The organism is Paenibacillus phytohabitans, from assembly GCF_013141775.1.
Classification (GTDB): Bacteria; Bacillota; Bacilli; order Paenibacillales; family Paenibacillaceae; genus Paenibacillus_AQ; species Paenibacillus_AQ phytohabitans.
Window position 1 is genome coordinate 56,414 of sequence record NZ_WHOB01000088.1, and the last position, 26,865, is coordinate 83,278.

At 53.8% G+C, this 26,865-nt stretch carries 17 protein-coding genes; 1 reads left to right on the forward strand and 16 read right to left on the reverse strand.

Annotated elements, in window-relative coordinates:
• Positions 1–1,183: 1,183 nt before the first annotated feature.
• From GC101_RS28830 to GC101_RS28900, 15 genes are all read right to left on the reverse strand, one after another.
• Positions 1,184–1,918, reverse strand: a complete 735-nt coding sequence (locus GC101_RS28830; RefSeq protein ID WP_246354564.1) for a glycosyltransferase — start codon at positions 1,916–1,918, stop codon at positions 1,184–1,186.
• Positions 1,899–3,248 (reverse strand): hypothetical protein, encoded by a 1,350-nt coding sequence (locus GC101_RS28835; RefSeq protein WP_171720144.1) that lies wholly within the window; start codon positions 3,246–3,248, stop codon positions 1,899–1,901. Before GC101_RS28835 ends, GC101_RS28830 begins: the two co-directional genes overlap by 20 nt.
• On the reverse strand, positions 3,245–4,783 hold the full coding sequence (locus GC101_RS28840; protein WP_171720145.1) for a glycosyltransferase family 2 protein: 1,539 nt from the start codon (positions 4,781–4,783) through the stop codon (positions 3,245–3,247). The genes GC101_RS28835 and GC101_RS28840 overlap by 4 nt, the downstream gene beginning before the upstream one ends.
• A gap of 136 nt (positions 4,784–4,919) precedes the next feature.
• The gene (locus GC101_RS28845) at positions 4,920–5,810 is read right to left on the reverse strand and encodes a glycoside hydrolase family 43 protein (RefSeq protein WP_216626788.1); all 891 of its coding nucleotides are present in this window, start codon (positions 5,808–5,810) and stop codon (positions 4,920–4,922) included.
• A gap of 33 nt (positions 5,811–5,843) precedes the next feature.
• Positions 5,844–7,685, reverse strand: coding sequence for a glycoside hydrolase family 127 protein (locus GC101_RS28850; RefSeq protein ID WP_171720146.1), 1,842 nt, complete (start codon positions 7,683–7,685; stop codon positions 5,844–5,846).
• Between the two features lie 18 nt (positions 7,686–7,703).
• Positions 7,704–8,474, reverse strand: coding sequence for a carbohydrate ABC transporter permease (locus GC101_RS28855; protein WP_052770361.1), 771 nt, complete (start codon positions 8,472–8,474; stop codon positions 7,704–7,706).
• Between the two features lie 56 nt (positions 8,475–8,530).
• On the reverse strand, positions 8,531–9,418 hold the full coding sequence (locus GC101_RS28860; RefSeq protein ID WP_039307163.1) for a carbohydrate ABC transporter permease: 888 nt from the start codon (positions 9,416–9,418) through the stop codon (positions 8,531–8,533).
• A gap of 182 nt (positions 9,419–9,600) precedes the next feature.
• On the reverse strand, positions 9,601–11,004 hold the full coding sequence (locus GC101_RS28865; protein WP_171720147.1) for an ABC transporter substrate-binding protein: 1,404 nt from the start codon (positions 11,002–11,004) through the stop codon (positions 9,601–9,603).
• A gap of 128 nt (positions 11,005–11,132) precedes the next feature.
• Positions 11,133–12,899 (reverse strand): sensor histidine kinase, encoded by a 1,767-nt coding sequence (locus GC101_RS28870; RefSeq protein WP_171720148.1) that lies wholly within the window; start codon positions 12,897–12,899, stop codon positions 11,133–11,135.
• Positions 12,896–14,491: a response regulator gene (locus GC101_RS28875; RefSeq protein ID WP_171720149.1), complete on the reverse strand. Its 1,596-nt coding sequence runs from the start codon at positions 14,489–14,491 to the stop codon at positions 12,896–12,898. Before GC101_RS28875 ends, GC101_RS28870 begins: the two co-directional genes overlap by 4 nt.
• Before the next feature lie 589 nt (positions 14,492–15,080).
• Positions 15,081–16,343, reverse strand: a complete 1,263-nt coding sequence (gene yunB / locus GC101_RS37000) for a sporulation protein YunB (protein WP_171720150.1) — start codon at positions 16,341–16,343, stop codon at positions 15,081–15,083.
• 404 nt (positions 16,344–16,747) lie between these two features.
• Positions 16,748–17,359 (reverse strand): TVP38/TMEM64 family protein, encoded by a 612-nt coding sequence (locus tag GC101_RS28885; RefSeq protein ID WP_042139861.1) that lies wholly within the window; start codon positions 17,357–17,359, stop codon positions 16,748–16,750.
• A gap of 361 nt (positions 17,360–17,720) precedes the next feature.
• A complete protein-coding gene (locus GC101_RS28890; RefSeq protein WP_246354565.1) occupies positions 17,721–18,605 on the reverse strand; it encodes a glycine betaine ABC transporter substrate-binding protein in 885 nt (294 codons plus the stop codon).
• A gap of 17 nt (positions 18,606–18,622) precedes the next feature.
• Complete coding sequence (locus tag GC101_RS28895; protein WP_039305343.1) at positions 18,623–19,459, reverse strand: ABC transporter permease; 837 nt, start codon at positions 19,457–19,459, stop codon at positions 18,623–18,625.
• Positions 19,456–20,655, reverse strand: a complete 1,200-nt coding sequence (locus GC101_RS28900) for a quaternary amine ABC transporter ATP-binding protein (RefSeq protein ID WP_042139862.1) — start codon at positions 20,653–20,655, stop codon at positions 19,456–19,458. The genes GC101_RS28895 and GC101_RS28900 overlap by 4 nt, the downstream gene beginning before the upstream one ends.
• A 256-nt stretch (positions 20,656–20,911) precedes the next feature.
• Here GC101_RS28900 and GC101_RS28905 point away from each other — a divergent pair, with 256 nt between their 5' ends.
• Positions 20,912–21,466: a GbsR/MarR family transcriptional regulator gene (locus tag GC101_RS28905; protein WP_171720151.1), complete on the forward strand. Its 555-nt coding sequence runs from the start codon at positions 20,912–20,914 to the stop codon at positions 21,464–21,466.
• Positions 21,467–21,565: 99 nt separating this feature from the next.
• Here the strand turns inward: GC101_RS28905 and GC101_RS28910 are convergent, their stop codons facing one another.
• Positions 21,566–26,734 carry a carbohydrate binding domain-containing protein gene (locus tag GC101_RS28910; protein WP_171720152.1) on the reverse strand — a complete coding sequence of 1,723 codons (5,169 nt, stop codon included), beginning with the start codon at positions 26,732–26,734 and terminating at the stop codon, positions 21,566–21,568.
• Between the last annotated feature and the right edge of the window lie 131 nt (positions 26,735–26,865).

Genomic DNA, 26,865 nt, shown 5'->3' on the forward strand with positions numbered 1-26,865 from the left:
GCACACTCAGCATCACTCAGCATCACTCAGCATCACTCAGCATCACTCAGTAACACTCAGCATCACTCAGCATCACTCAGCACACTCAGCATCACTCAGCATCACTCAGCATCACTCAGCATCACTCAGCATCACTCAGTAACACTCAGCATCACTCAGCATCACTCAGCACACTCAGCACACTCAGCACACTCAGCATCACTCAGCACACTCAGCACACTCAGCAACACTCAGCAACACTCAATCCTATTCTACACTGGCTGTCCTCAGCTGATTGCATGACGCACGATAGATAGAAATGCAGATAGCCAGCCGCTTCAATCCATTCTGCTTGCACATACAGCAGAATGGAGTCATTTCATCATTTGAGGACAAGCCCAGTAATATTACTCATTTCCCATCCCGCCCACTCCTAGCGCAATCAAAGGTATTCGTATCGCCTATTCCCCACATCGTCAATCTCCAGCACAACCAAAGGTATTTCTATCTCCCACCCTCCGCCAGCCGCTCCAGAGTAACATCAAGAAGTTTGTGTAAAAACATAGAATAAGCTCCCCGGTTTGTTTAGGCGTAGAGTTAGATTAGCAGTTAGATATACGATTAGATATAACAGTTAGATAAACTGAATTTAGACAACAACCCCGCAAGTTACCGTTCAAACACTGCGGGATAGCGAAATACGTAAATATTTATCACTTTTATTCGTTTCCGGCAACATGGAGACTTCTCAGTATGCACCGCAGACCTAAATGTTGTACGTTATGCAACTTCTACCTATAGATAACTGGGTGTTTGGGAGAATTGTTGTAAGAAATACAACAATTCTCCTGCTAAACCGCTTGAAAAAGGAAAAATCCTGCATTTTATACAACATTTTCGGATTTGAGCCGATATCCTGAGGAAAATGTTGTATTATGTGCAAGATTTTATAAAAATTACGCTTTCCACCGCAGAAAGCGGGCGGATGAACCGGGGAATTCCTGCGGCAACTGCAACCGTCAGGAGGTCCAGATAATCGCAGGGTGTAGAATTAGTTTTATAAGCTGCAACCTTAAGTCCAGCCAATAGAGATTTACAGTTAAGTATTCAGTTAGTTTTTCAGTCAGAATTTCAGTCAGTTGTTCAGCTAGTCGTTCAGTTAGTTATTCAGTTAGTCACCCAGTTTCTCCCAGGCTCCCGCACCCTATTCCCTCCACTCCACCAGCCGGGGATGCTCATCCAGAATCGAGCGGTATTGTTCAAGGCTTCCCCATTTCCCTTCGGGGTCAAGCTCCATGTAGCGGTCATATTTGCGGCGCAGCTCTTCGGGTTCCAGTGCCCAGCCGTAGTGCTTCACCCGCAGCTCGGCCAGGAAGCCCGGCAGAACCGCATAGGACAACGCCAGCCGGGGGACATGGTGATCCATCCGCGGGGTGTAATAATAGAAGCCGGGCAGATAGCGGACCAGTGTGCGCGTGTGCTTCATGTGGATATTCCAGTGCTCATCTTCCCGGTAATGGGTCGTGCCGCCCCAGAAATCAAACAGCCTGAACGCTACCCAGTCGTAAGCGTCCTGATCGATCAAACGCCGCATTTCCTGCTTGGCCCGGTCTTCATAGAATTCATCCGCATCTACGGACAGCAGCCAATCCGGGCCGGTAGATACCGCCAGATCCCAGAGTGTTTTGCGCAGCTCCCATTCACGGCCGAAGATAGAGTGCTCCAGCGTCACCAGCTTGCTAACCTTGGCAAAAGAGTTGCACAGCCGTACCGTACCATCCGTGCTGCCGTCGTCCACTATTACGATATCGTCGACAAATTCGCTCAACTCTTCCAGCACCTGCTCCAGATAACGGCCGGTTTCATTACGCACCTGCATCATCGCCGTCAGGCGGTTGCCGGATGCCTTGCGCAGCGGTTCATGCATGCTCTTCGCCATCCATTACCCTCCCTCTCAAGCCTTGTACGGCTTCTTCCATATCGGCCATTTCCGCAAACAGCTGTCTGGCTCCCTGGTCCGCTCCCGCCGAACGAAGGAAGCTGCGGATAGCGTCATGCCGCCGGCCATACAGCAAATGCAGTGTCCCTTCAATCACCGGAAGCTGCACTGCATCCTCAAACGCCGGAGCGGTGCCCCCCGCAAGCCCCGGAATCTCAGGAGCCCCTGCTATTCCTGCTATTCCTGCAAATCCGCCCAGCCCAGTATTCTCCGCAGCAGCCGTCCCGTCCGCCTCCATTTCCTCATAGAGCTGCAGCGCCTTCTCCCACTGAAAGGTTCCGATATAATTCAGCAGCAGCCGCTGCCGGGCTTCCGGCCCGGATAACCGGCTCAGAATCTCATTTGCCGCCGCACCATCCTCATTTACCGTGAAAATCTCTGCCCGGAGCAGCTCATGCTCCGCCTCGCCGCCACTCAGCCACTGCCTCATCTGCGCTGCCTTCGCCCTTTCCCCGGCCGTAAACGCCGTGATTTCGTATTGCCGGACGGCATGCTCCAGATTGCCTTTCTTCGCTTCAATCGCCGAGAAGAAACGGTAATGCGAATGCAGACAATCCGTATAATCATGCAGTAGCATCAGCTCGAAGGATTGGGCCAGATACAGCGAAGCGGCTTCATCTCCCCGCAAATATAAATAAGAAGCGGCTAAATAGTGCACCGAAGGCTGGAGGGGCATCTTGGCGCACATGGATATATAGAATGCGGTGCGGTGCCGGCGCTGGATGTCCAGCCAGCCGGCCTCCTCACCCGAAACCACGGGAGGCTGCCATAATTCCGTAAGCGCCCTGTTCCAGATCGCTTCGTAATCGGACAGGAAGAACAATTGCTCTTCCCGGCGGAGCAGTCCGTAGGATAAGGGCTGGTCTCCGCTGAGATACACTATCCCCTTCCGGCGCAGATTCTGCTCCAGATATATCCGTTCTGACGTGGTTCCCGCCAGATCGGCCTTCGCCGCGAGCAGCGCACTGTATTTGTCCCAGAGAACACTATCCTCCCCTTCCGGACAAAGTTCCAGCAGGGCTACAGTATAAGCAGGCTGCAGCGCCAGCACATCCGGGAGCCAATAAGGCGAAGAGACAAGCAGCGTATATTCTTTGGCATTCAGACTGTACAATTCGGCCAGCGTCACGGACCTGATCCCGCTGCTCCGCTGCCGGGCAGGCGTCATCCGTCCGGCAAAACAGACCTCCCCACGGTCCGGGAGCAGCTCCAGCATTCTTTTATACTCATAATCCTCCCAGGAAACACGGCTAAGCACGATATAGTTCATAAGTGTCCCTCCCCCTCCCCGCCGGGGGCTGACGGATGAAGCTTATCCCGGCCGCCTGCCGGCTCACCAGCATAGCCCACCGACAGATCCGGATCAGGAATAAGCGCCAGACTGCGGAAGAAGCCCTCCCGCTTCATAATCCTTCCGGGCGTGATTCCGCTTCTGTGTGCGATGCGTTCCAGTGGAAGATGCTGCGTTGTCCCGCCTGCCCCAGGCCGCTGCCCGGGGTCTTCTGCTGCATAGTCCGCACTGACTACGATATCCGCCCGGCTATGCTGCAGGACTTCCACCAGCTTCTCGATGTAACGGCTGTCATATGCCGCAGAGGCGGATAAATAGACAATGACTTCGCTGCCATAGAGAGCCGAGATATTCTCCAGCGCGTGCAGCCAGGGCTTCTCGCCATGCACAGTAATCACAGCGTCACGCTCATGCACCGGAAATTCGGGAAAAGACTGGCTCCAGCTGTCCCGGACCCACACCCAGCGGATATTGCTGTAGCTCTGGCCTTCCTGCAGCATCTGCTGCCGCTCACGCGAATCCGCTGCCGTCCAGTTTTCTTCGAAATAGACAACAGTAGTCACAAGGGGCGTCTCCGCCGTATGCCGGCCCAGCGGAATTACCGGCTGCGGCAGACAAGCGGACAGATCACCGGGAATCTGGAGCAGACCCGCATCAGCAGGACTGTCCTGCAGATTCCATTTCCGGCGGTATGCCCGCTCCCCCGCTGCTGATGACGCATTGCCTGCGTTAATCACAGCGCCTTCCTCCAGCGGGTGAAGAACATGCACATACACCGGATCACTGAGTGCAAGACTTGCCCCCTGCATCCGGGCCCGCAGACACCAGTCGGCAATGATCAGTCTGCGCTCCGCTAGTGATGAATCGAAGCCTCCTACCCTCAGCAGCAGCTCTCTTGCTATAAGCAGACAGGACCCGCCCAGTACCTCCGCATACCTCCACTCCCCTTGCCTTTTGTCCAGGATGTGGGCTGCATAAGCTGACAGTTCAGAGTATCCGGCAAAATGCAGCTGTTCCTGCCCCTCTCCCCGTTCACTGGAGGAACGGGGAGCCACCACGCCCACCGCTGGATCATCAATAGGCGGCCACAGCAAATTGCCAAGCCAGCCGGGGGACACCATCACACGGTCCTCCAGCAGAACGGCAAAAGAGGTCTCAGCATAAGCCAAGGCCTCATTCACCCTATAATTCCCGGCGGCAAAGGGGAGAAATACCAGATTCGGCTCCCCCGAGAACTGCTCTGACAACCATTGCAGCGGAAATTCAGCAGTCATCGGAACGGCAATCAGCCGCACAGAAGAACCGGAGTGCCGGAGCAGCAGCCGCAGGCACTCTGCCGACCACTGTGCATGCCGCAGCTCTACCACAAGTGTAACGCCTCCCTGCACCGGCAGCGGAAGCAGCCCCTCCCGTTCCAGATAGCTGTATCTTCCCGCCAGACGTTCCGTGCTGACAGCTTTAACAGTATTCATGGTTTCAATTGTATGGATTGCATCCATCGCTTCATAGGACATCCAGACTCACACTCCAATGGTCATAACTGTGCTGTCTATAATGTATGAGCGGGATGGGGCAGGTATCCCTGTTTATGCCGTATTCGGCAGATAGTATCCGCCAAGCGGATACCCACGTCAGCTGCGGCGGTCGCTTTTACCACCCGCTGGTCATCACTACCGGCCTGATTCCGCCGGCATCGAATTCCATTCGGTCAATACATAACATACGGTTGCCCGGCTCCGGGTCTCCGATGATTCTCCGGTGATAGACGATCAGCCATTCATCGCGGTCAGGAAGATGTAAATATCCGTGATGGCCGGGGCCTTCCGCTAGAGGCTCCTGCCTCTCCAGTATGGTTCCTTTGTTATCGAAGGGTCCCAGCGGATTATCGCTTACGCCGTAAGCCACCCGGTAGGTCCCGTTGGTCCACCCGCCCATCGACCACATCAGATAATACAGACCTTCCTTCCTGATCATGCACGGTCCCTCCACATACCCCGGCGGGGTAATGGAGCAGATCATTTGTCCGTCCGGGAAAGGGACAAAGCCCGTCATTTGCTCATTCATCCGGGCCACGTTGCAATGTCCCCAGCCCCCGTAATACAGATAGATTACACCGTCATCATCCTTGAACAGATGAGCGTCAATGGGCTGTGCGCCGTGAATAAACTTGCCGATCAGCGGCCGGTGGAGGTACCCTCTGTAGGGGCCTTCGGGAGCATCCGCAACGGCAATCTCCAGCCCTCCTGCTTCACTGTCCTTCTGGATATCGTTCGAGGCAAAGACAAGATAATGCCGGCCGTTATGCTCAATCTGGGTCGGAGCCCATACCGCTCTCCAGATCCAGGGGAAATCATCCATTTCAATAATGCTCTCATGGACCTTCCAATCGATCAGGTCTTCGGAGCTGAAGGCATCCAGATTCATCTGCCGCGTATATTCCGTAAAGGATCTGGTGGCATAAATATAATGCCTGCCGTGATAGGTCCTGGCTTCGGGGTCTGCATACCAGCCCGGCACGATCGGGTTCGTAATTCCTCGCAAGCGAACCTCCCTCCTTTCTCCGCAACCTGCAAATTAACAGCTGTATAATCCGTTCTCTTCCTGTTCCCGGATCCAGACCTGCATGAAGCCGGACGCTCTGTTGTCCCAGGCGTAATAGGGAATGAACCGGAGCGGCCTGCCCTCTTCATCCCGGCTCTGCAGCACCGTCACCCCGCCCAGCAGCTCCGGCAGATGTTCCACCCAGAACTGCGCCCCGGCCGGAATGGAGCAGGCATCATAGGACAATCCGGGATGATCCGTCTGCTCCAGACAGTACACCACGGGTCCCCGCTGAACGGCAACCCTTCCTCTGTCCGCCTCCACCTCCGGCTTGGCCCGCACAAGATTCACGGGCATATCCAGCTCAAGCACAACCCTATCTCCCGGCGACCAATGCCGGTTAAGCACCAGATACCCCTGATCCGTCAAGGCTCCGGCCCCGCTGATGCTGACGCCGCCAGCCTCCAGCCGGTACCCCCTGCACCATTCCGGCACACGCAGCCGGATGCTGAAGCCGGCACTTGCTGCAGGGTTCACCTCAAGCTCGATCCGGCCATCCCAGGGATACAATGTGCTTTGCTTCAGCCTGACGCCCAGTCCGCTGCCCAGCACAAGCTCTGCCTCGCTGTTCATGTATTGATTGACCACCAGGCCTTCTTCTGCAGACGCATAGACGTATTGGCCCAGGGAAGGCAGGAAGCGGGCCAGATTGGTCGGACAGCAGGAGGTTTCGAACCAGGGCACACGATGATGCCCGCCCTGTGAAGCAAGCGGATTGACATAGAAGTACTTATCCCCGGACAGAGATATTCCGGATAAGGCGCCGTTGTACATTTCACGCTCTACCACATCGGCGTATTTGCCGTCTCCGAACGTCAGGTTCATCCGGTGATTCCAGAACACCATGGCAATGGCGGCGCAGGTCTCGCAATAGGCTGTTTCATTGGGCAGGTCATAATCGAAGGTGAAGCCTTCATTATGCCTGGACGGCCCAATGCCGCCCGTTACATACATGTTGCGCTCCACCGTGTGGGTCCAGACCCGGTGCAGAGCCTCTGCATAAGCGGAATCCCCTGAAGCATGGACAATATCCGCCATTGCCGTGTACATATACATGGCACGGACAGCATGCCCGGTCACCCGCTTAATCTCGCTGACGGGAACATCATCCTGGCAATAGGCCGGCCCCCATTCCGGATTGTCCCAGATCGCGCCCGCGCCATATCCATGGCCGCGCTCCTCCAGCAGCCACAGCGCAAGCTTCCAGTAGCGCTCGGCCCTGGTCACGCGGTACAGCTTCACCAGCGCCAGCTCAATCTCCTGATGCCCTTCCACCCAGTGCCGCTTGCCGGGGCCAAACACCTCATCATAATGATCGGCCAGACGGCAGGCCACCTCCAGCAGCCCGCGCTTGCCGGTCGCTTCATAATAGGCAACCGCCGCCTCAATCAAATGGCCGCCGTTATACATCTCGTGCTTCTCCATATCCGTCCATTTGCCCTGCGGATGCTCCAGTGTGAAGTAAGCACTAAGGTATCCATCCGCTTCCTGCGCTGCCGATATCAGCACGATAATCCGGTCGGCTTCAGCTTCCAGCGCCGCATCCCGCCTGGGCATCAGCGCATAGGCTATGCCTTCAAGCACCTTGTAGACATCCGAGTCATTATAATATTTGCCTTCGTAATGCCCCTCCATCAGGCCCCCGGCCTTGGCGAAGTTATCGATGCGCCCGGTATCCTCACATTTGGACAAGCAGTCCGGCAGAGTGGTCTGCCGGAGCACCTCCAGGCGCGGCCGCCAGAAATGATCATTAATTGTTATACTCGTAAAAGACATACCCTGCCAGGCATGCAGCTTCGCTTGTTGCTCTGCCATTTCCGTTCCCCGCCTCCTTTATCCTTTTAATCCTGTTAAGGTAATGCCCTCCAGAAAGTAACGCTGCCCGGCCAGAAACACAATGACGCAGGGCAGAACGACGGTGGCCGAGGCCGCCATCAGCAGATCCCACTGCGCGGTGTAGGTACCCTGGAACATTTGCAGACCCAGAGCGAGAGTAAAGAGACTGTCGCTTTTCAGGTAAATCAGCGGGCCCATGAAATCGTTCCAGGAGGCCAGAAAGCTGAATAAGGCAACCACGATGATCGCGGAACGGCTTAAGGGAAAGATGAGCCGGGTATAGATTTGCCAGTAATTCGCCCCGTCCACAAAGGCCGCTTCATCAAAGTCTCGCGGAATCGTCAGATAGAATTGCCGGAGCAGGAAGATATTGAAGATTCCGCCGCCGAAATAAGCGGGTACAATCAGCGGATACAGCGTATCGTATAGACCCATCAGCTGCCAGCCGAGAAAGCTCGGGATAATCGTCACCGCCGCCGGCAGCATCATGCTGGTCATCAGGATGGCAAACACCGTATCCCGGCCCTTCCACTGAATCCGTGAGAATCCGAAGGCCCCGATACTGCTGGTAATTACGGTTCCCACAAGCACCGTAACCACGATGATCAGTGTGTTCTTGAAGAAAACATCGAACGGCAGCACCGTAAGCGCCTTATGAAAATTGCTCCACTGAAACGGCTTCGGTATCCATTCGGGAGGCATGGTAAAAATCTGCGATAAATTCATCAGCGAGCTGCGGATCAGCCAGACAAACGGAATGACGAACATGGCAGAGATCAGGATAAGCGCTCCGTAGCTTGCGGTAAGTGATAGCTTCGATGGCCTCAAGCACGGTCCCCCCCTTCGTAATACACCCATGACTTCGAGGTTCTGAAGACGATAAAGGTAAAGAACAGAATAATGATGAACAAGATCCAGGCCAGCGCGGACGCATATCCCATCTCGGCATCCCGGAAGCCCGTTCTCCACAAATAAAATACATAGAACAGACTCCGGTTGTTCGGTCCGCCCTGCGTCAGAATATAAGCTTCGTTGAAGACCTGGAAGGAGCCGATTATGGTCATGATTGTATTGAAAAAAATCGTGGGGGTGACCATCGGAACTGTCACGTGGCTCAGCTTGCGGAACCAGCCGCCTCCATCCACCTCAATCGCTTCGTAATACTGCCGGGGGATACCGGAAAGTCCGGCGAGAAAAATAATCACCGTGCTGCCGATGCCCCATAGCGTGGTAAGAACCACTGACGGGATGACACTGCTCTCCCCGTACAGCCAGTCGCTGGTCGGCAGATGCAGCCGGCTGAGCAGTGAATTGATGAGGCCCAGATCGGGATTGAGCAGCCACATCCAGATCATGGCCGAGGCCACCGCCGGAACAATGCTCGGAAGATAGATAATCGTACGGAAGATGGCTCTTCCCTTTACATTGAGATTGAGCAGAAGCGCGATGCCGAAGGAAATAAGAATAACTGCAGGCACACGCAGCACGACGAAATAAAAGGTGATTCCCAGCGATTTATAGAACAGCTCATCCTCACCTGAGAACAGCCGCACGAAATTATCCAGACCGACAAAAGACGTCTGATCCTTGAACACATTATAGTTGGTCAGGCTGAGCACCAGGCTTGCGATCATGGGACCCAGCGTAAAAATGGCAAACCCAAGTATTGCGGGGGCGGTGAACAGCAGCCCATAGAACATTCCCTTTCGCATACCGGCCTCCAGTCTCGAATTTCGCAAGTAGAAACGGCTTTGCCGTCCTTTAGACGGACGGTACCGTTTCAGCGTGAAATAGAAGGATAATTTAAAGTGTAAGCATATAAATTCTTATATTTGCAAAAAGAACGGCGAACGAGGTATCGGACGCCGCTCCTTAGTACTAGTTTCGCAGTTGGTTATTCCTTGATATCGCGGCGTCCCTTAACTTGGGCCTGGGCCTTTACGGCAATCGAGTCCATCGCTTCCTGGGCGGTTTGCTGGCCGAGCCATACCTTATCCAGGGCAGGATTAACCAGATCCATAATATTGTTGAAATTCTTCACATAGCCGGTCGGCGTCTGATGCCCTTTGGTCAAGATTACATCGACGATGGCTTCTTTATAGCCGGAGGGTCTGGCATCCAGATTCTCCGTCCATTTGGCGAGTAGCGCCGGATCGGTGTACCAGTCCTTGGGAGAAGGCATCCAGGTTCCGGCTGTAAGCATATCAATGGAGGCTTCAGGATCGAGCAGCGCCTTCAGCAGCTCCCAGGTCTCCTGTGGATGCTTGGTGGATTTGAAGATCGAGAACATGCCGCAGACCACGGTGGTTACCGGCTCTTTCATTACAGGCATGACCCCCACGTTAAAGTTGAACTTCGACTGGGCGAGGCCTGCGCTTGCCCATTGCCCGTCCACCGTCATCGCTACCTTCTTGGTCTGGAGAGCTACATTCGTTGCCGGAATATTCTTCGACTGCACGGGTGAAGGGGATACGTGGTGCACATTCATCAGATCGGCTATTTTCTGGAGGGCTTCAACAGCTTCCGGCTGGTTAAGCGCGAAGGTCTTGCCATCCGCCGAGATGAAATCCCCGCCATTTGAATAGATAAAGTTGCTGTATACCCCCCACCAGGTGGAGAGATTTGCGCCATATTGCTTAATTTTTTTGGGATCGAAGTCCGGGTCGGCTGCTGTTTTGCCATTGGTGTCCACAGTCAGCTTCTTGGCAACCTCGACGAATTCATCCCAGGTCCAGGCATCCGCCACATTCGACGGGGGAGGCTCTATTCCGGCTTCCTTGAAGATATCCTCATTGTAGAACAGTCCGAAGGATTCCGGCCCTGGTCCGATTCCAATTACATTGCCCGGCTCCAGTGAATAGGTAATATTGGGAACCAGCGTATCCGGACTGATGTCGGCATCCGTATCGAGAAATTCCTGGAGATTATAGAATTTGCCCTGCTCCGCCATCGGAAAGGCAATCGTACCCGATTCCATCATGGCAATATCCGGAACATCATTTCCGGCGACCATGGTCGTCAGCTTGGTATCATAATCAGCGGCAATATGCTGAAGCTCAACCTTGACATTTGGATGCTTGGCCTCGAAGTTCTGGATGGCTTTTTTGTAAGGAGCCACTTCTTCCGGTGATCCCCATACAGTCATCCGCAGCGTAATGTTCTCCTTCGATCCGGCATTCCCGGAAGGCGTGGAAGTCTCAGGGCTTGCTGTACCCGACTTCGAGCACGCAGACAGCACAGCAGCTAGCATCAGAATCAGAGCCAATGTAATGAAGACCGGTTTTCTTGGTAGCAACATATTCCGAGCCCCTCTCGATTTCTAAGTTCAACGGGTTCATAGCTGCAGTCTATGATGCCTTTATTATAAATTACAGGATAGCGCTTACATAACCCTAATCTCTTTGGATTGGTGGACTGTGATTGGGTTTACAGCGGGAGTGTAATGGCCACCTTTGTTCCTTTTCCCGGAGAAGAGAAGATGGAGATTCCGTACTCGCCGCCATAGGTCATCTGAATGCGGTCAATGGTATTCTTAATGCCCACGGAAGATGCTTTCTGGTGCAAAATCGCATTTACAGTCGCCTGGCTCATGCCACGGCCGTTGTCGGCCACCTCGTAATGCCGGGTTCTGCCGTTAATCCAGCCGCGGATTCCGATGATGCCGCCCGATTCGGTCTGATCGAAGCCATGCAGAATCGCATTTTCCACAAAAGGCTGGAACAGCAGCCGTGGCACATCATATTCGAAGAGCCGCGGGTCCATATCATACTCTACAGTGAACTTGTCCTCGAACCGGATCGACATAATATAGAAATAGTTATTCATCCAGTTCATTTCTTCGGACAAAGGAACGGCGCCCCATGTCTTCCTCGAAGTATAATGCAGCATATTGGACAGGCAGACAAGCATTTTGCTGAGCTCCTGCTGATCATTCTCAATCGCCGTCCAGTTCATCACATTCAGGGTATTGTACAGGAAATGGGGATGCATCTGCATGTTCAGCGCCTGAATCTCGGCTTCCTTTTCCTTCAGCTTGGTCTCGTAATTCTCTGTCACGAGCAGATGAATCCGGTCATTCATCCGGTTAAAGCGCTGCGTTAGAATGCCGAATTCATCGTTGCTTACCACATCCACGCGGGTCTGGAAATCGCCTTCGCCCACCGATCTCATCGCGCTTAACAGCCGCTTGATCGGTTTGGTAATTTTGCCGGCAATGAAAAAAGCGAGGATAAGCGCCACTATCCCCATCACCACGGCCATGACAGTAATGGAAGCGCGGATCACCGGCACAAAGCTGCTCACCAGCCCTGCTTCCGGAATCCACACGACAGACATCCAGCCGGTAACCTCCGAGCGGTCAAAGCAGACGATCACCGCCTCGCCGTCCAGCGTCATTCTCCGCGCCCCGCTTTTCTCCTGCTGCAGCTCGTCCAGCCACGCCTCCTTATAGGTCTGCGCAATAGCCCCCGGCTCACTGCTGGCGACCACCTTATCATGCGGATCGAGCACCATATAGCGCGAGCTTCCCGGTATGCTGTCCTCATACAAGGATTTAAGCACCTCGGATTTGAAGCTAATGGCAAGTACAGGGCGTTCCACCCCGGCATCCATTTTCTCCAGCTTCGTATTGCTAAGATAGGTGAAATCAAGCACGCGTGTGGCCGAGAACAAATAACGGAACTCCAGATTCCCGTCCTGCAGATAAGGCTGGTTGAACATAGATACGAAATCATAGGTAGGAATCCATACCAGCTTCCCCCCTGCCTGCCGGGCCAGATCGTATATATCCGATTGAACCGGGTCTCCTTGCGGCAGCGTTTGTCCGAAGGTAAAGTAGGAGGTCCATAGCTGGTAGGCATAGATATCCTGGTTCTGGGAAAAGGTTTTGCCGAGCACTGCCGTCACCTGCCGGTCCGCTGCAAACAGCTCCACTTGGTTCGCGGGGTCCAGCTGGCTGAAAATGCGGAACAGATCCTTATCGAGAAATAAGGACATGCTGTTCTGGTCCACGATCCGCAGCTTCGTGTCCATGACTTCGTTATTTTTTTTGACAATCTCATACACATTCTTCTGCGCCTGCTCCGTGATAATCTTCAGGCTGGTCCGATAGAACAATGCCCCGAGTACGAGCAGGGGAACCGCGATCAGCAGGATGTAGCTTGCCAGCAGCCGGTAACGGAAGGTGATCTTCATGCCTCCCGTTTCCTTTGCGAAAGTGCGTGCTTATAAGCTTTTGGCGACATGCCATGATATTTCTTGAATACACGGCAAAAATATTTCGTATCCTGAAATCCGCATTCCAGGGAAATTTCGTATACTCTGAACTGCTCCGCTGCAAGCAGCTCTTTGGCCCGCTTCATACGGACCGCCGTCACATGCTCGGAGAAGGTTTTGCCCGTCCTGTTCTTGATCAGCGTACTGAAATAGGAGGGGTTAAAGTGGAAATGCTCGGCTGCCCGTTCCAGGGTAAGGTTCTCTTTCGTATGCCCCTGTATCCAGCCCAGGCATTCCGCGATGACCACCTCACTCTTATCCTGTCTGGATAAGGCCAGGGCTAGATGCGCTTCCCGGAGCGCATGGTTAAGTTTGGTCATTAATTCCTGATATGAACGGCATGAACGGATAAGCATCGTGGCCGTATCGGTCAGCATCTGCCCCGTCTTTTTGTCCAGAATATCCTGATGGTCACTCCGGATCTGCAGCAGCATCAGCGAGGCCTGCTCCTTCAGCAGCATGGGACTGGCCTGTCCGGCATCCGCGAGCTGATAGACGGTCTCAGCGCAGACCTCCTGAACAAGGGCGGCATCGTCCATTTTCAAAGCATCATACAGCCTGCCCCAGTCAGGAGCTCCAGCTCCGGGGGTTGAAATAAGCTCATCCGCAAAAAGCAATCCCTGCCGGAAATCGTAGAAATTGTAGCTGTTGGCCGTCCTGGCTGCAAGATACGACCGCGGCGCTTCGGCAAGCAGGGAATGGCATTGCGGCCCAATCCCGTGGACAAGCTGTCCCGCATGCACCCACTCAGCCGCCAAAGACTGGGCGATGAAGCGGGCCTCCTCCCGCTTGCCTTGGGTAAGCGCTTCCAGCGTAATCAAGGTCACGGCCGCCTGAACGCCGTCCTCCATCATCCCGCTCAAGGGAACGGTTATGGCCTCTCCCCACCGACTCCAGGCCTGCTCCAGAGAGCGGACGAAGGAGCCGCTGTCCTGCTGTTCCCCGCTGTCCCGGCGGTGCTTCAGCTCCGAATATACAGCCACACCGCTCTCCCGCAGCCACTCATAACGGTTCAGCTCCTCCAGCTCCTCCGGGGCCGCACTGCCGTTGAGCCAGGACAGTATCAACCGGCTCAGGTAGGCGGAAGAAGCCAGCTTCAGGCGGTGCTGCAGCTCTTCCTCTTCGCGGTACTGCTGCTGTTCCGCTGTCAGCTGAAGGTCGATCCGGCTTAAGACCTCCGTAATTTTCTCAATCTCCACAGGCTTCAGCAGGTAATCAAAAGCGCCGTGACGAACCGCCTTCTGCGCATACTCGAACAGATTGTAAGCGGATACCATTACAACCCTGGTTTTAATGCCTTCTACCTTAAGCCGTTCCAGAAATTCAAGACCATCCATGCCAGGCATACGGATATCCGTCAATATAGCTTCCGGGCTGTGGGCTTTCACCAATTCCATGGCCGACAAGCCATCCTTCGCCGCCACCACCTGGTCCTCCGGCCGCAGCCGCCCAATCAGATTGACCATCCCTCTGAGATGTCTGGGCTCATCATCCACGATCAATATTCTCACTATGCTCAGCCCCCCAAATTGGTTTGAATTACATAACAGCCGCATCTTTGCCCTAATTATAAAAGCCGTTCCGGCTTATTCATAGTGCATTAATATTGGATTGGTGGACTATTATTGGGAGCGTGCGCGGAGTTCGGGAGAGAAGCTGTTTCTACGCCGCGTTAAGAGAGGCTAACGTTCCGGACACGCAAACAGCAATCTGGTACGATGTTTTCACGTTTCTATGCCGCGTTAAGAGAGGCTAACGTTCCTGTCCGAGCAAATACAGAAGAGCCGCCCATTTCATTGGCGGCTCTTGCTTGCAAATTATAGTCTTTTTCATTATCGCTTCAACGGCCCGCAGGCCCGCATTATCGCTGTCCCTGACCCTTCAAGGTAAGCAGTTGGATTTTCTCCACTTAATCATTCCGGTTTGCTTGCCTTACAGAATTTAATTGGATTTATGACACTTAATCCTGCCTATAACCCCGCCGTCAGCGAATCCGGCTGAAATTAAGTGCCGTTTTTCCAACTAAGTCACCGGGATCAGCGATTCTGCCAACAGCAGATGGAGTTTTTCCACTTATATGTTCTACCAAACTATATCCCATTACTCTCCGCCGCCCGCATTGGCCCCGGCATTTCCGGCGTTTGTGCTTGGCGCAGAGTTGCCGCTCCCGGCCGGTGTGTTATTCTCTCCGCTGTTCGTATTCCCGGCTCCCCCGCTTCCCTCAACAGCTGTACCGTCCACACCGGTGCCGCTCTTCTCTGTGTTCAGCGAAGGCGCCGGAATCGCGATTCCAGGTGCGCTGCTGCCGTTCTCGCCGACAGGCTGGCCCTGATTGTCGTAATAGTACATCGGGACATCGCCGACAACCATCAGGTAAGAGACAGGAATTTCTGTATCCACGATCTGCGGCTCCATATCAAACGGAATGACAACCGCTACCTCGGTAACAATATGAATAAAGACTTCAACGAGAATCATGTTGATGCCGGCATTTTGCTGCCGCGTGTTCAGTTCCACCTTTACCGCGCCCTGCGGTTCGATTTTGATCGGAATATCCGGCCCAAATGAGGCAATCAGCGGACTGCCCAGCGCCTGGCCCAGCGGGATATGCTCCGTCTGGTTATGCAGCTCCTGCAGCGTGGACTGGATGACTTCGGCCGCCTGTGAAGTAATCCGCATATGCTCCTTATAGTTGAGCATGAACCCGGATATTTTGCCGTTCTTATCCGTCTTCCAGTCAATCAGCGCTTCCGCGTTCCCGCCGTCCGCAACCTGGGAAGTAATCGCCTTGTTAATGGATTCCGTAGCGATTTGCTTCACCCGGATCTGCGCCAGATGGAGGATCGGCGGCTTCAAATGCTGCTCCACATAACGCAGCCCCTGAAGCACAGCCAGAATCAGCAGCAGGCTCAGGATGATCCAGAATCTGCCCCGGCGGCGCGGCTTCCGGCCTTTCCCTGCGCCAGCCTCCTGCTTCTTCCGCTCCCGGCCGCGGAACAGGCTGAACCCCCCGCTCCGGCTGGCTTTGCGCCAGACACGGTAGCCCGGAGCGCCTGCTCCTGCACCGGGCGAAGCCGTCTCATAACCCGCTTCCTTCCTGTCCGGACGGATTCCAGACCTCGAAGGCTTCGCCACGAATACACCGCCCCGGCTTGATGCCCCCGCCCCGGACCTGGACGGCTTCGCCGCGAATCTTGCTCCCGAACCCGGCGGCCGGAAGACTGCCTTCGACGGTTTGGCCTTGAACGCCGGGCTGCGCCCGGCCGGTCTCGGCAACCCGCTCCAGCTGAACCTCGGCAGACGCAGACGCCCGAAGATTGATACGCCTGCCCGCCGGTTCCCCCATTTTCTGATTCTGCCCATGCCTTGCAGTCCCTCCCGACATTCCTGCGGTCAAGCCGCCCATGTACTATAGGCTATTCGGGACGAACGCAAAATAACCCCACAATGTGGAAAAGCAGTGAAGACACTTATCCTTTTAACCGAAAATGAGCAGTTCCCGGTGTAACACCGAAGAACTGCTCTACGCTTCTACTTCCTTCTATCCTTTATATAGATTGAACTGGAATTTGAGTTGGAGAAGGGAGTGACGGAGGGGAATTTTGGAACTGTAGGAGCGGAAGCGTCCGCCTTTGTCTACGGATTTCTACCGCTAAAGGCGGTACAAATCAAGAAATCTGTAGACAACAGCGGCCGGAAGTCCAAATATTCACCGCAGTTACGAATACTTCTTTACTTAAAATCTTAAGTTTAATCTATATTGCCTCCTACCCCATCCGCTTACGCTTATCCTCCTGCAGATGCCCCCAGTGACGGCGGACAAAAATAGCGATCAGAATCACCATAAACACCGCATACCACGTAAGGAATCCGTTCCACTCCTCCCGGGGGACAATCAGCGAAGAGCTGATCGTTCCAAACAGCCAGATGTAAGACAGATTCCCAAGCACGGTCCCCCAGATAAAAGCAGCAGGCTTAATCGGAGAAACGGCCGACATCAGATTGATAATATTGCTCGGCACAATCGGAATCGTACGCAGCAGCACCAGGGTCCAGATGCCGTAGCGGTCCAGATACATCTGCCATTTGTCATAGCGCTTCAGCTTATATCCCCATTTCCGGTCAAACCACTCCGAAAGATAGCGCCGGAACAGGAAGTAGACGAGCACCGCACCAATATTACAGGCCAGCCAGCTGACAATCATCCCGCCAATAACATTAAATACAGAGACGTGAAGCACAATCAGGATCGCTAGTGGGAAAAATCCGAATAAACTTTGCAGTACCGCCAGCGGAACGGTAGCGAATAGAATGGAAGGGCCGCTCAATCCAAGACTCTGCAGCAGCCAGTCGATCCAGGCATTAATGGTCTCGGTCACGGAGTTCTCCCCTTTCCTGACTCCTTGCAGCAGCTGTCTCCTGATTTCATACTGAACATAAGGGAATCGCTCATTAACGTTTGTTTCGTGAATCTCAAGTGGAAACGGCGTTGCCGTCCTTTAATAAGGACGGTACCGTTTCAGCGAGAAAGATAAGGAACATTTATTACGCGAAGCATATACATTCTTATCTTTTCAAGAAAAACACCCCTCTCGGGGTGTTTGTTGAATGAGTTTGCTTATGATATGTACATCTAAAGAACAGTCGTTAGCGTACAAGTTAAAGAATTGTAGCCTATGTTCTTTCAATCATAGCACACATCGATCTTCTCTGCCAAATAGCTGATTCGCTGAACAATCTCTACAAATTCACTCCGGTAATCCACTCATTCACCTTGGCTTCATTGTTATCGACCCAATCTTTGGCTGCTTCCTCCGGCGATTGTCCGCCTTGGATCTTGACCATAACCTGAGCCATATCGTCTGCGGTCCATTTGAATTGGCTTAGGAACAGATATACATCGGGCATATCATCCTTCAGACCTTTTCGTACCATAGTATGGATCTGTTCAGCACCGCCGTATACATTCTTGGGATCATCCAGATATTTCAGATCCATATTCGCGAACATCCAGTGCGGAGTCCAGCCGGTAACTACGATCGGTTCATTGTTGTCAAAAGCTTTCTGCAGCTCCTGTGCCATCGCCGCCGAAGAGCTCTCAAGCAGCGTATAATCGCTTAATCCGTACGCTTCAATTGCCGCTTCAGTAGCCGTCATAATTCCGGCACCCGGTTCAATTCCGATAATCATATTATCCAGCGAAGCCGCAACCTCCGCATTGTTCAGATCCTCAATGGAATTGATATCCATATAAGCAGGAACGGCAAGTCCAGTCTTCGTTCCATCCAGATTCACACCGGCATCTACGATATCATTACCGTATTTCTCCAGATAAGAAGCATGGGTGCCCGGCAGCCAAGCGGCTACCATCGCATCCGCACTTCCATCGGCAATCCCTGCCCACATTGGACCGGCATCGACCTGGAGCATTTCTACCGTAACGCCAAGCTTCGATTCCAGTACTTCCTTAACCACGTTCGTGCTGGCAATTTCCGAATCCCAGGCCACATAAGCCAGCTTCACCGAAGAATTATCCTTGGACGAGCACCCGGAAATAACAACAACCATCATCAATAGCATAATCAAGCCAAGCTGGCTCAGTTTCATCGATTTAAATTTACTCATATGAATTAAACACTCCTCTATCCTTGTTGTTTGGGCTTGAACAGCTTCTGGGTCAGACGGTCCAGCAATATCGCAATAATAACAATGGCAATTCCCGCTTCGAAGCCTGCTCCCGTCTTGGCCTGTGATACCGCACGGTACACATAGGCTCCGACACCCTGGGCGCCGATCATGGACGAGATTACGACCATCGACAGTGACAGCATAATGGTCTGGTTAATACCGGCCATAATAGTCGGCAGGGCAATCGGCAGCTGCAGCTTGAACAGCTTCTGTCCTGCTGTCGATCCGAAGGCATCCGCAGCCTCCACCAGCTCCGGCGATACCTGCCGGATACCCAGGTTCGTTAGACGGATGGTTGGCGGGATAGCAAATATAATAGAAGCAATCACCCCGGGCACTACACCCAGAGAGAAGAACGATACCGCAGGCAGCAGATATACGAACGCCGGCATCGTCTGCATAAAGTCAAGTATAGGCGTAGCAATATTCTGGAAGGTCTTGCTCTGCGCACAGAGCACGCCCAGCGGAACCCCGATAATTACAGCCAGTAAGGAAGCCGTCAGCACAAGGGCCAGCGACTGCATTGAGGGGTCCCATAATCCGAGATTATCAATCAGCAGCAGCCCGATCACTGCGAACAATGCCATCCGCCATTTGCCGATCCAATAAGCCAAAGCGGCGATAAGTATGGTCAGCACAATCGCGGGCAGGAATGTTAGCGCCGCATCAATGCCGCTTACCATTCCGCCGATCACAGCATGAATGAGATCGAAGAAGGGGCCGAAATAAGTCGTCAGCCAGTCTTCGAGCCATTCTACGCCCTTTCCGAGCGGTATTTTGGGTAAATTCATGAACCAAGTCCTCCTTCCGGAACCGCATTACCGGCAAGTGCGGACAGCACGGCTCCCTTGATGACAATGCCCTTCAGCTTGTCACCCTCGTCTACTACGGCAACCGGCAGATGCGTCTCCGACATCATCTCGAACAGGTCATTCAGCAGGGTATCCGGCCGTACACGGGGAATCTCCCGCTGCATGACTTCCAGAATGCTCCGGTTCTCTTTCAGTGCCTGTGCCGCATTCTCCGCTGTAATTACACCTTGGAGCTTCATTTCATTATCCGCCACATACAGGCTGGATACTCCGCTGTCCCGCATAAGCTGCAGGGCTACCCGGGGTCCGCGTTCCGGACGGATCATCTCCGGCTGGCGCATGACATGAGCGGCGGTCAGCACCTTGGACAAGTCGACGTCCTCAACGAATCGTTCTACATATTTATTCGCAGGCTGAATGAGGATCTCTTCCGGCGAACCGATCTGGACAATGACGCCGTCCTTCATCAGTGCAATCCGGTCACCAATCCGCAGCGCCTCATCGAGATCATGCGTGATGAATACAATGGTCTTCTTCACTCTGGCCTGCAGCTCCAGCAGCTCCTGCTGCATATCCTTGCGGATCAGCGGATCAAGCGCACTGAAGGCCTCATCCATCAGCAGGATATCCGGATCATTGGCCAGCCCTCTGGCCAGACCGACACGCTGCTGCATGCCGCCGCTCAGCTGATCCGGGCGGTGATGCTCCCAGCCCTTAAGGCCGACCAGCTCGAGTGCCTCCATGGCAAGACGGGTTCGCTTGCTTTTCTCCACACCTTGCACTTCCAGTCCGTATTCAGCATTGGCCAGCACACTGCGGTGTGGGAACAACGCGAACTTTTGAAAGACCATGCCGATATTCTTGCGCCGGAACTCTCTTAGCTGCTCCGGATTCATCTGGACAACATCCTTGCCCTTGAACAATACTTGGCCCCCAGTGGGCTCAATCAGCCGGTTCAATAACCGGACGAGCGTGGACTTACCGCTGCCCGACAATCCCATAATGACAAATATTTCTCCTTCTTCAATGCTGAATTCGGCTTTATTCACGCCAACCGTTAGCTTGGCTTCCCGGGCAATCTTCTCTTTGGACCAGCCTTGTTCTAATAATGGAAGTGCCCGTACCGCATCATGACCGAATACTTTGGTAAGCTGTTTCACCTCTATAATTGCCATGGTGACCTCCTTCTCTCCCCTTAATATTTCAGGTTAGTTCTCCTGACCTAGTGTAACGGACTTGTGAAAAGAGACGCAAAGCGCATATTCGCTTAAAATTTAGTGTACAGTTTTAACTTTACGAACTTTACGTATAGAATACTCTGTTTAACGCCATATTCCGTTCTAGATGAATTCTTTACTTATAGCAGCGGATTTGATTACAATACATTGGAGAGGTTTGTTGCCTGTCAGCCTATTCCTCAGGAGGGACATCATGAATGATTTAGAGGGGCTTCTGCCCGAACAAATAGAGCGAATCAGCAAAGTCCGGGAGCGGGTCATCGATTCCATCGGTAAAAATATGGATTTGTACGGGATTACCCTCTCCATTGGGCATTTATACGGTTACATGTATTTCAATCAGGGTCCGGTTACACTGGACGAACTGAGCAGCACTATGGGTATGAGCAAGACATCGATGAGTACCGGTGTGCGTACGCTGCTGGATCTGAAGATGATCGATAAAGTCTGGGGAAAAGGCACCCGCAAGGATCTGTTCGAGGTGGTCCCCGACTGGCATCAGAACTTCAGTGACTACTTCTCCATTAAATGGAGAAAAGCAGTCGAGGGTAATATGACTGCACTTAACAAATCATTGTCCGAGATCCAGCAGATGAAGCAAGAATATGCGGACGAGCCGGACATCGGACGTCTGCTTTTGACCGATGAGGCCAAAATAGAGGAAGCGATCAAATATTACCGCTGGCTGCTGAAGCTGATCGAAGCGCTGGAGACCGGCAAGATTTTTGAATTGATCCCTAAAGAATAATATCAGCCATATACGTTAATCCTATCCGCACAAATGCAAACGGCCGCGATCCTTAAATTCAAGGATCGCGGCCGTTTATCATTATCTGTTAATGTACCGTTACGGAATATCCACCAGGCTGACATCATCGATATAAATATGGTTGCCGGCCTGGATGGCCGTGTTGGTCTGTGCGTTGTTTCCGTCAATGAGCCCCATAAGGAATACCAGATGTGCACCCGCATCGGTACTGTCATTCATAGTGAAGGTGAAGCTGTACGCCTCCATCTCACCGGTCAGAGCAATGGCTGTCACCGGTAAATACTTGTTGTAATCCGGGCCCAAGTGCTCAACGGCCACTTCAATCAGCCGGTTCACATCCGAACGGGCCTTGAAGGTCAGGGTATAGGTCTTGCCTTGCACAAGCTTCAGGTCTCTGTAATCGACCTGCGCAGCGAAGTTAGCTATTCCGGTGAAATTCAGTAAGACCGCCAGTTCGCCGTTCTGGACTGCGGCTGAGCCAGGTCCGTCGAAGTATTGCGTCCAGCCCTTAATGCCCTGATCCGCATTGAAGGTGCCGTTATCCAGCGTGCCGCTGGCAGGTTCGATGACCGGACCGCCTGTAACCTCTCTTACCACAATATCATCCAGCGAAATGGTGTGCGCAGTACCGTTGGCCGTCCCGTCTTCACCTACGGTTTTGCCGATCAGATAGTTCAGCTTCAGCGGGCTGTCATTCGTAACACTGAACTGCGCGCTGTAAGTCGCCCAGGTTGCGGTGACATCGAACTTCGCTTGAGCTGACTGGGCCGAGGTTTCGCTGTACTCCACAATAATCTGCCGCGCAACCGTAGATTTGGCCTTGAAGCTCAGCTCGTAGGTTTTGCCTGCTTCCAGCTTGATATGCTCCTGATAGAACTGTGTACTCCAGGTATCGCCGCCGGCAGCGGCAATCTCGATCTCCGCGACACCCTCGTTCACCTTAAAGTTTGAGACTCCGCCTCCCCCGGACCATGTCGACCAACCCGAGTCACCGCTTGTGAATGAACCGTTGACCACCAGATTGTTGTCATTGGCCAGAATGGCCTGAACGACACTTGAGCCTACATAACCGTCAGCTTCCACGGTAATCTTATAGCTGCCCTCTGCCGGGAATGCTGCGGCACCGATGATAATCGCGCCGGGCTTCAGACTGTAAAGTTCATCCGCGAGCGTGACACCGTCCACCTTCACGGCATTAATTTTGCCGGACCAGTCTCCCTTCTCTATGAAGGTAAGCTCGATCGGCTGTGACATCCGGTTACCGGTGCTGTCTGCGAGCAGCTCCTGCGGCTTGGCCGGCGCGTCCTTGATCTCGAACTTCACATTGTCGATGATGATGTCATGGCTCTGCGGAACGCTCACACCGCCCACCTTGCCAAGCAGGAATTTCAGCGAAAGCGTATCATTCGTTGCCTGCCGGAATTCGAATCTGTAATGATCTGTTGCCGGTGATACATCGATTGTCTTATCCATTGAAGAGATGTATTTCGCATTCTCCGCCTTCACGCTGATCTGGCGGGCAACGCTGGAGCTGGCATCGAATTCGACCACATAATCGGAGCCGGCAGCCGCCTTCAGCCCATTCTGGAACAGCATGACCGAATATGCCTGGTTACCGGTATTCGTAATGCTGAATTTCGCCGCCCCGTCCACTGCCGCCGCAGTACTCTGCCCGCCGTCTTCCGTAACCAGCCGCTCCCAGCTGTTCAGGCCGAAGCTGAAGTCCCCGTTCAGCAATGGGTAATAGGTCAGGGTAGGGTCATAATAGAAGCTGGTGCGCAGCAGAACGAAATTATCCACATACACGGTTCCGGCAGTCCCGCCAAGCCGCAGGACGAATTGACCCAGATGATCCGTTGCTCCTGCAAGGTTAGTGAACACCGCTTCTACCTGCTGTTTGTCTGCTGTAAGCTGCACGGGCTGTGAAGCATATACCTGCCCGTTATTGCCCTGCAGTTCAATTACTGCCGTCCGTGCGGAGGAGCTCTCGGCTTCAAAAGTCAGCTTATAATCCTGCCCCTGCACCAGGAAGATTCCCTTCTGCAGCAATGCAGCGTCAGCGCTGCCGCCATCCCCGCCTGAAATCTCAAGCTTCAGGACACCCGGGTCTATTACAACCGGAAGCACCGCTGCACCGCCGGCAGCCGTGGTGTGCCAATAGCTCAGCCGGTCCGGCTCGCCCAGATCAAAGCTGCCATTGTAGAGATGGTTGCCGCTGCCCAGCGGCGTTTTGGCACTGTCATGATCGAAGGGGATACTCTCAATCTCTTCGAGCCTGGCATTACCGAGCCATACCGGTGAAGCATTCGTGCCCATATTGAACTCGATCCGCGCTACGTTGTCCGAGCTCTCCTTCATTTGAAACATCGTCTCGAAATGCTGAATCTCCGCTGTCAGATCAGCTTTGAATGCCGGAGAATACGACGGGAATCCCAGCGGCGCCCCGCCTGTCAGGCGGACACTAATATCACGCGCCGTATCCGTCTTGGCATCGAAGCTCAGCTTGTAGTATCTTCCCTTCGCGACTGAGACGATGGCCTGCGGCTGAATCGAATAAGAATTTCCGCCGGCGCTGCTGATGTTCACCTTGAGGAAATTCTGCCCGCCTATCGGCTCAACCGATAGAGCTGCATCCGCTCCTTCATCCTTGTACAATACCCAGTGCGCTGTATTCGGAATGCCCATTCCGGCATCGCCTTCCACTTGTTCGGTGAAGCCGCTGTTATGAATGAAGTTGCCGTCCCCAAGCGGCAGCTTAGCTCCCTCCAGATAAGGCTCCTTCTCAAACTCAACCGGTACCGGTTCCCGGTACTCGCGTCCGGTCAGATCATATATTCTGACATAGTCAATCTCCATGGAACTCGGAAATACTGTATCCTCTGTAGGGTCACCGTCAAAGTTACCGCCTACCGCCAGGTTCATCAGAAGGTGGAATCTCTGGTTGAACGGTGCCGGATACGCATTCATTGCCGGCTGGCCGCTGCTCTTGCTGTACCAGTCATTCTTGGTGGAGAATAAGACTCCATCCACATACCAGCGGATTTCCCCCGGCTCCCACTCGATGGAGTAGGTGTGGTAATCTTCAATCGTGGAATTGCCCGGCAGCACATATTCCTTGCCGGAATAGACATTATCCGGCCACTGGGAACCATAGTGAATGGTTCCGGCAACCACATTCGGCCGGCTGCCCCAGCCTTCCATAATATCCAGCTCTCCGGAGGCAGCCCAATTGCCGTAGGTGTAATCTTCCGGCAGCATCCAGATGGCCGGCCAGATCCCCTTGCCAGTCGGTGCTTTCGCCCGGATCTCGAATTTACCGTACAGTTTGCTGTACAATCCCTTGGTTTTGATCCGTGAGGAGGTATACGATTTACCGCCCACAGCTTCTTTAAGCGCGGTGATGACCAGCTTGCCGTCTTCTTCCTTCACGTTCTTCCTGTCGTTCGTGTAATACTCCAGCTCATTGTTTCCCCAGCCCGGATTGCCGACTATGGTTCCGTCTCCAAGGTCATAAGTCCATTTAGCCGGATCAATGACATTATCATCGAATTCATCATTCCACACGAGACTCCACGGATCGCTGGTTGGTGCCGGAGTTGGTGTGACTTCCGGCAACGGGGTCGATGTAGGCAGCGGACTCGGCGTAATTACCGGTGTTGCCGTCGGTTCGGGCGTCGGCGCTGGTGTTGCCTCCGGCGTCGGCTCCGGCGTCGGCTCCGGCGTAGCTTTCGGCGTCGGCTCCGGCGTAGCTTCCGGTGTTGGCTCCGGCGTTACCACTGGCGTCGGCGCTGGTGTAGCTTCCGGCGTCTGGGTCACAGCCGGTGTAGCCGTAGCGGCAGTCTCTCCGCCGCCGGCGGCAGCAGGAGGCTGGCTGGCCTGCGGAGCAGCCGGATTCAGATTCGTGCTGCTGCCCTGCTTGAGGGCAAAGCCGCCTACAATAACATCATCCGCCTGGTTCAGCACGGTACCGAAGCTGCCACTGCCCTGGATCGCCAAGCCTTTAGCCCCGGCTTTAATGAGCAGCTCGGTCACCTGCGCTTTGTCCATCAGCACAATTGTACCGGAGGCTCCCCAGACCAGCTTAGCGAGCTTGCCGGAGATGTTCAGTGCAATGCGGCTTCCTGCCGGATCTGCGGTGGACACCACTCCATAATTCCCTTTAAGGGTAACCGTCTTCTCCCCGGCTGACAATACAACATTGGTGAATCCTTCTCCGGTGAGATTGCCTTCTTCAAGGATGGCACCAGAGTTCAGCTGTATGGTTCCTGCTGTTGTGGTCCCGCTGGCAACGATGCGGACTGTGCCGCGGGGCTTCGCAACCTGAATAGTGCCAAGGCTGCTGTCCGCAAGGGTCACGCTGTGTTCACCGCCGCCGCGGATAAAGGTTGTGCCTTTTACCTGAACACCTTGAATCCGGATATCACCTTCTCCGATGCCCTCGGTAAGATAGAGATTGCCTTCAATTACACTGTCCTTAAGTGTAGCTCCTTCATGGTTCAGCACCACATTCCCCTGTACCCTTCCCAGCTTCACTTCCCCGCCGGAGGACTGGAGCTCCTGCACCAGCGTATCGGCCATCTTAGCCAGCTCAGCGCGGGTAATATTCCCGTCCGGCTTGAATAAGCCTCCCGGATAGCCTTGAATATAACCGGCTGCAGTCAATGCATCCGCTGCTGAAATGACCTCGCTGGCTGCCCCGGCCAGATCGCTATACACCGGCCCTGCATGATTGACTGTCTCCAGCCGGAAAATCCTCTGCAGCGCCACAACCGCTTCCCCGCGCTTCAGCTTAGCTGCAGGCTGGATATGGTTATCCGCTCCTGCGCTTAGATAACCTGCCGCTACCGCCTTGGCGATATCGTTCCTGTACCAGGCTCCCGCAGGTATATCCGCCGGGAGTGAGGCTGCCGCTTCCTTGTAGCCAAATATGCGGTTGATGATGGCCGCGAATTCTGCCCGCGTCACCTGATGATCCGGCCGGAAGCTGCCGTCCCCGTAACCGGAGATCACACCGCTGCGGCTCCAGCGCTGTATGGCATCCGCCGCCCAATTGTCCGTGCTCACATCAGTAAACGCTTTCATTTCAGCGGCAGCCAAATTCCCGTTCTGCACCGCAGCTGTTGCATTCCCCGCAGCTGCCAGCTTACTCTTCGCAGGCAAGGCGTCTGCAGCTCCGCCGCCCAGCGGTGACAATAGTCCGGTAATGATCACAGCGGCCGCTAACACCGCAGATACATTTCTTTTCATTCCCATTATGCCTCCTCTAGTTTCCAGTATCGCCCGTTCCGCAATCACATGGCCGGGTATTTCACAGCTGCAATAATCGAAATCGGTTTCGATAATATCCATACTTATCCCTTGAGTGCAATAAACCTTTG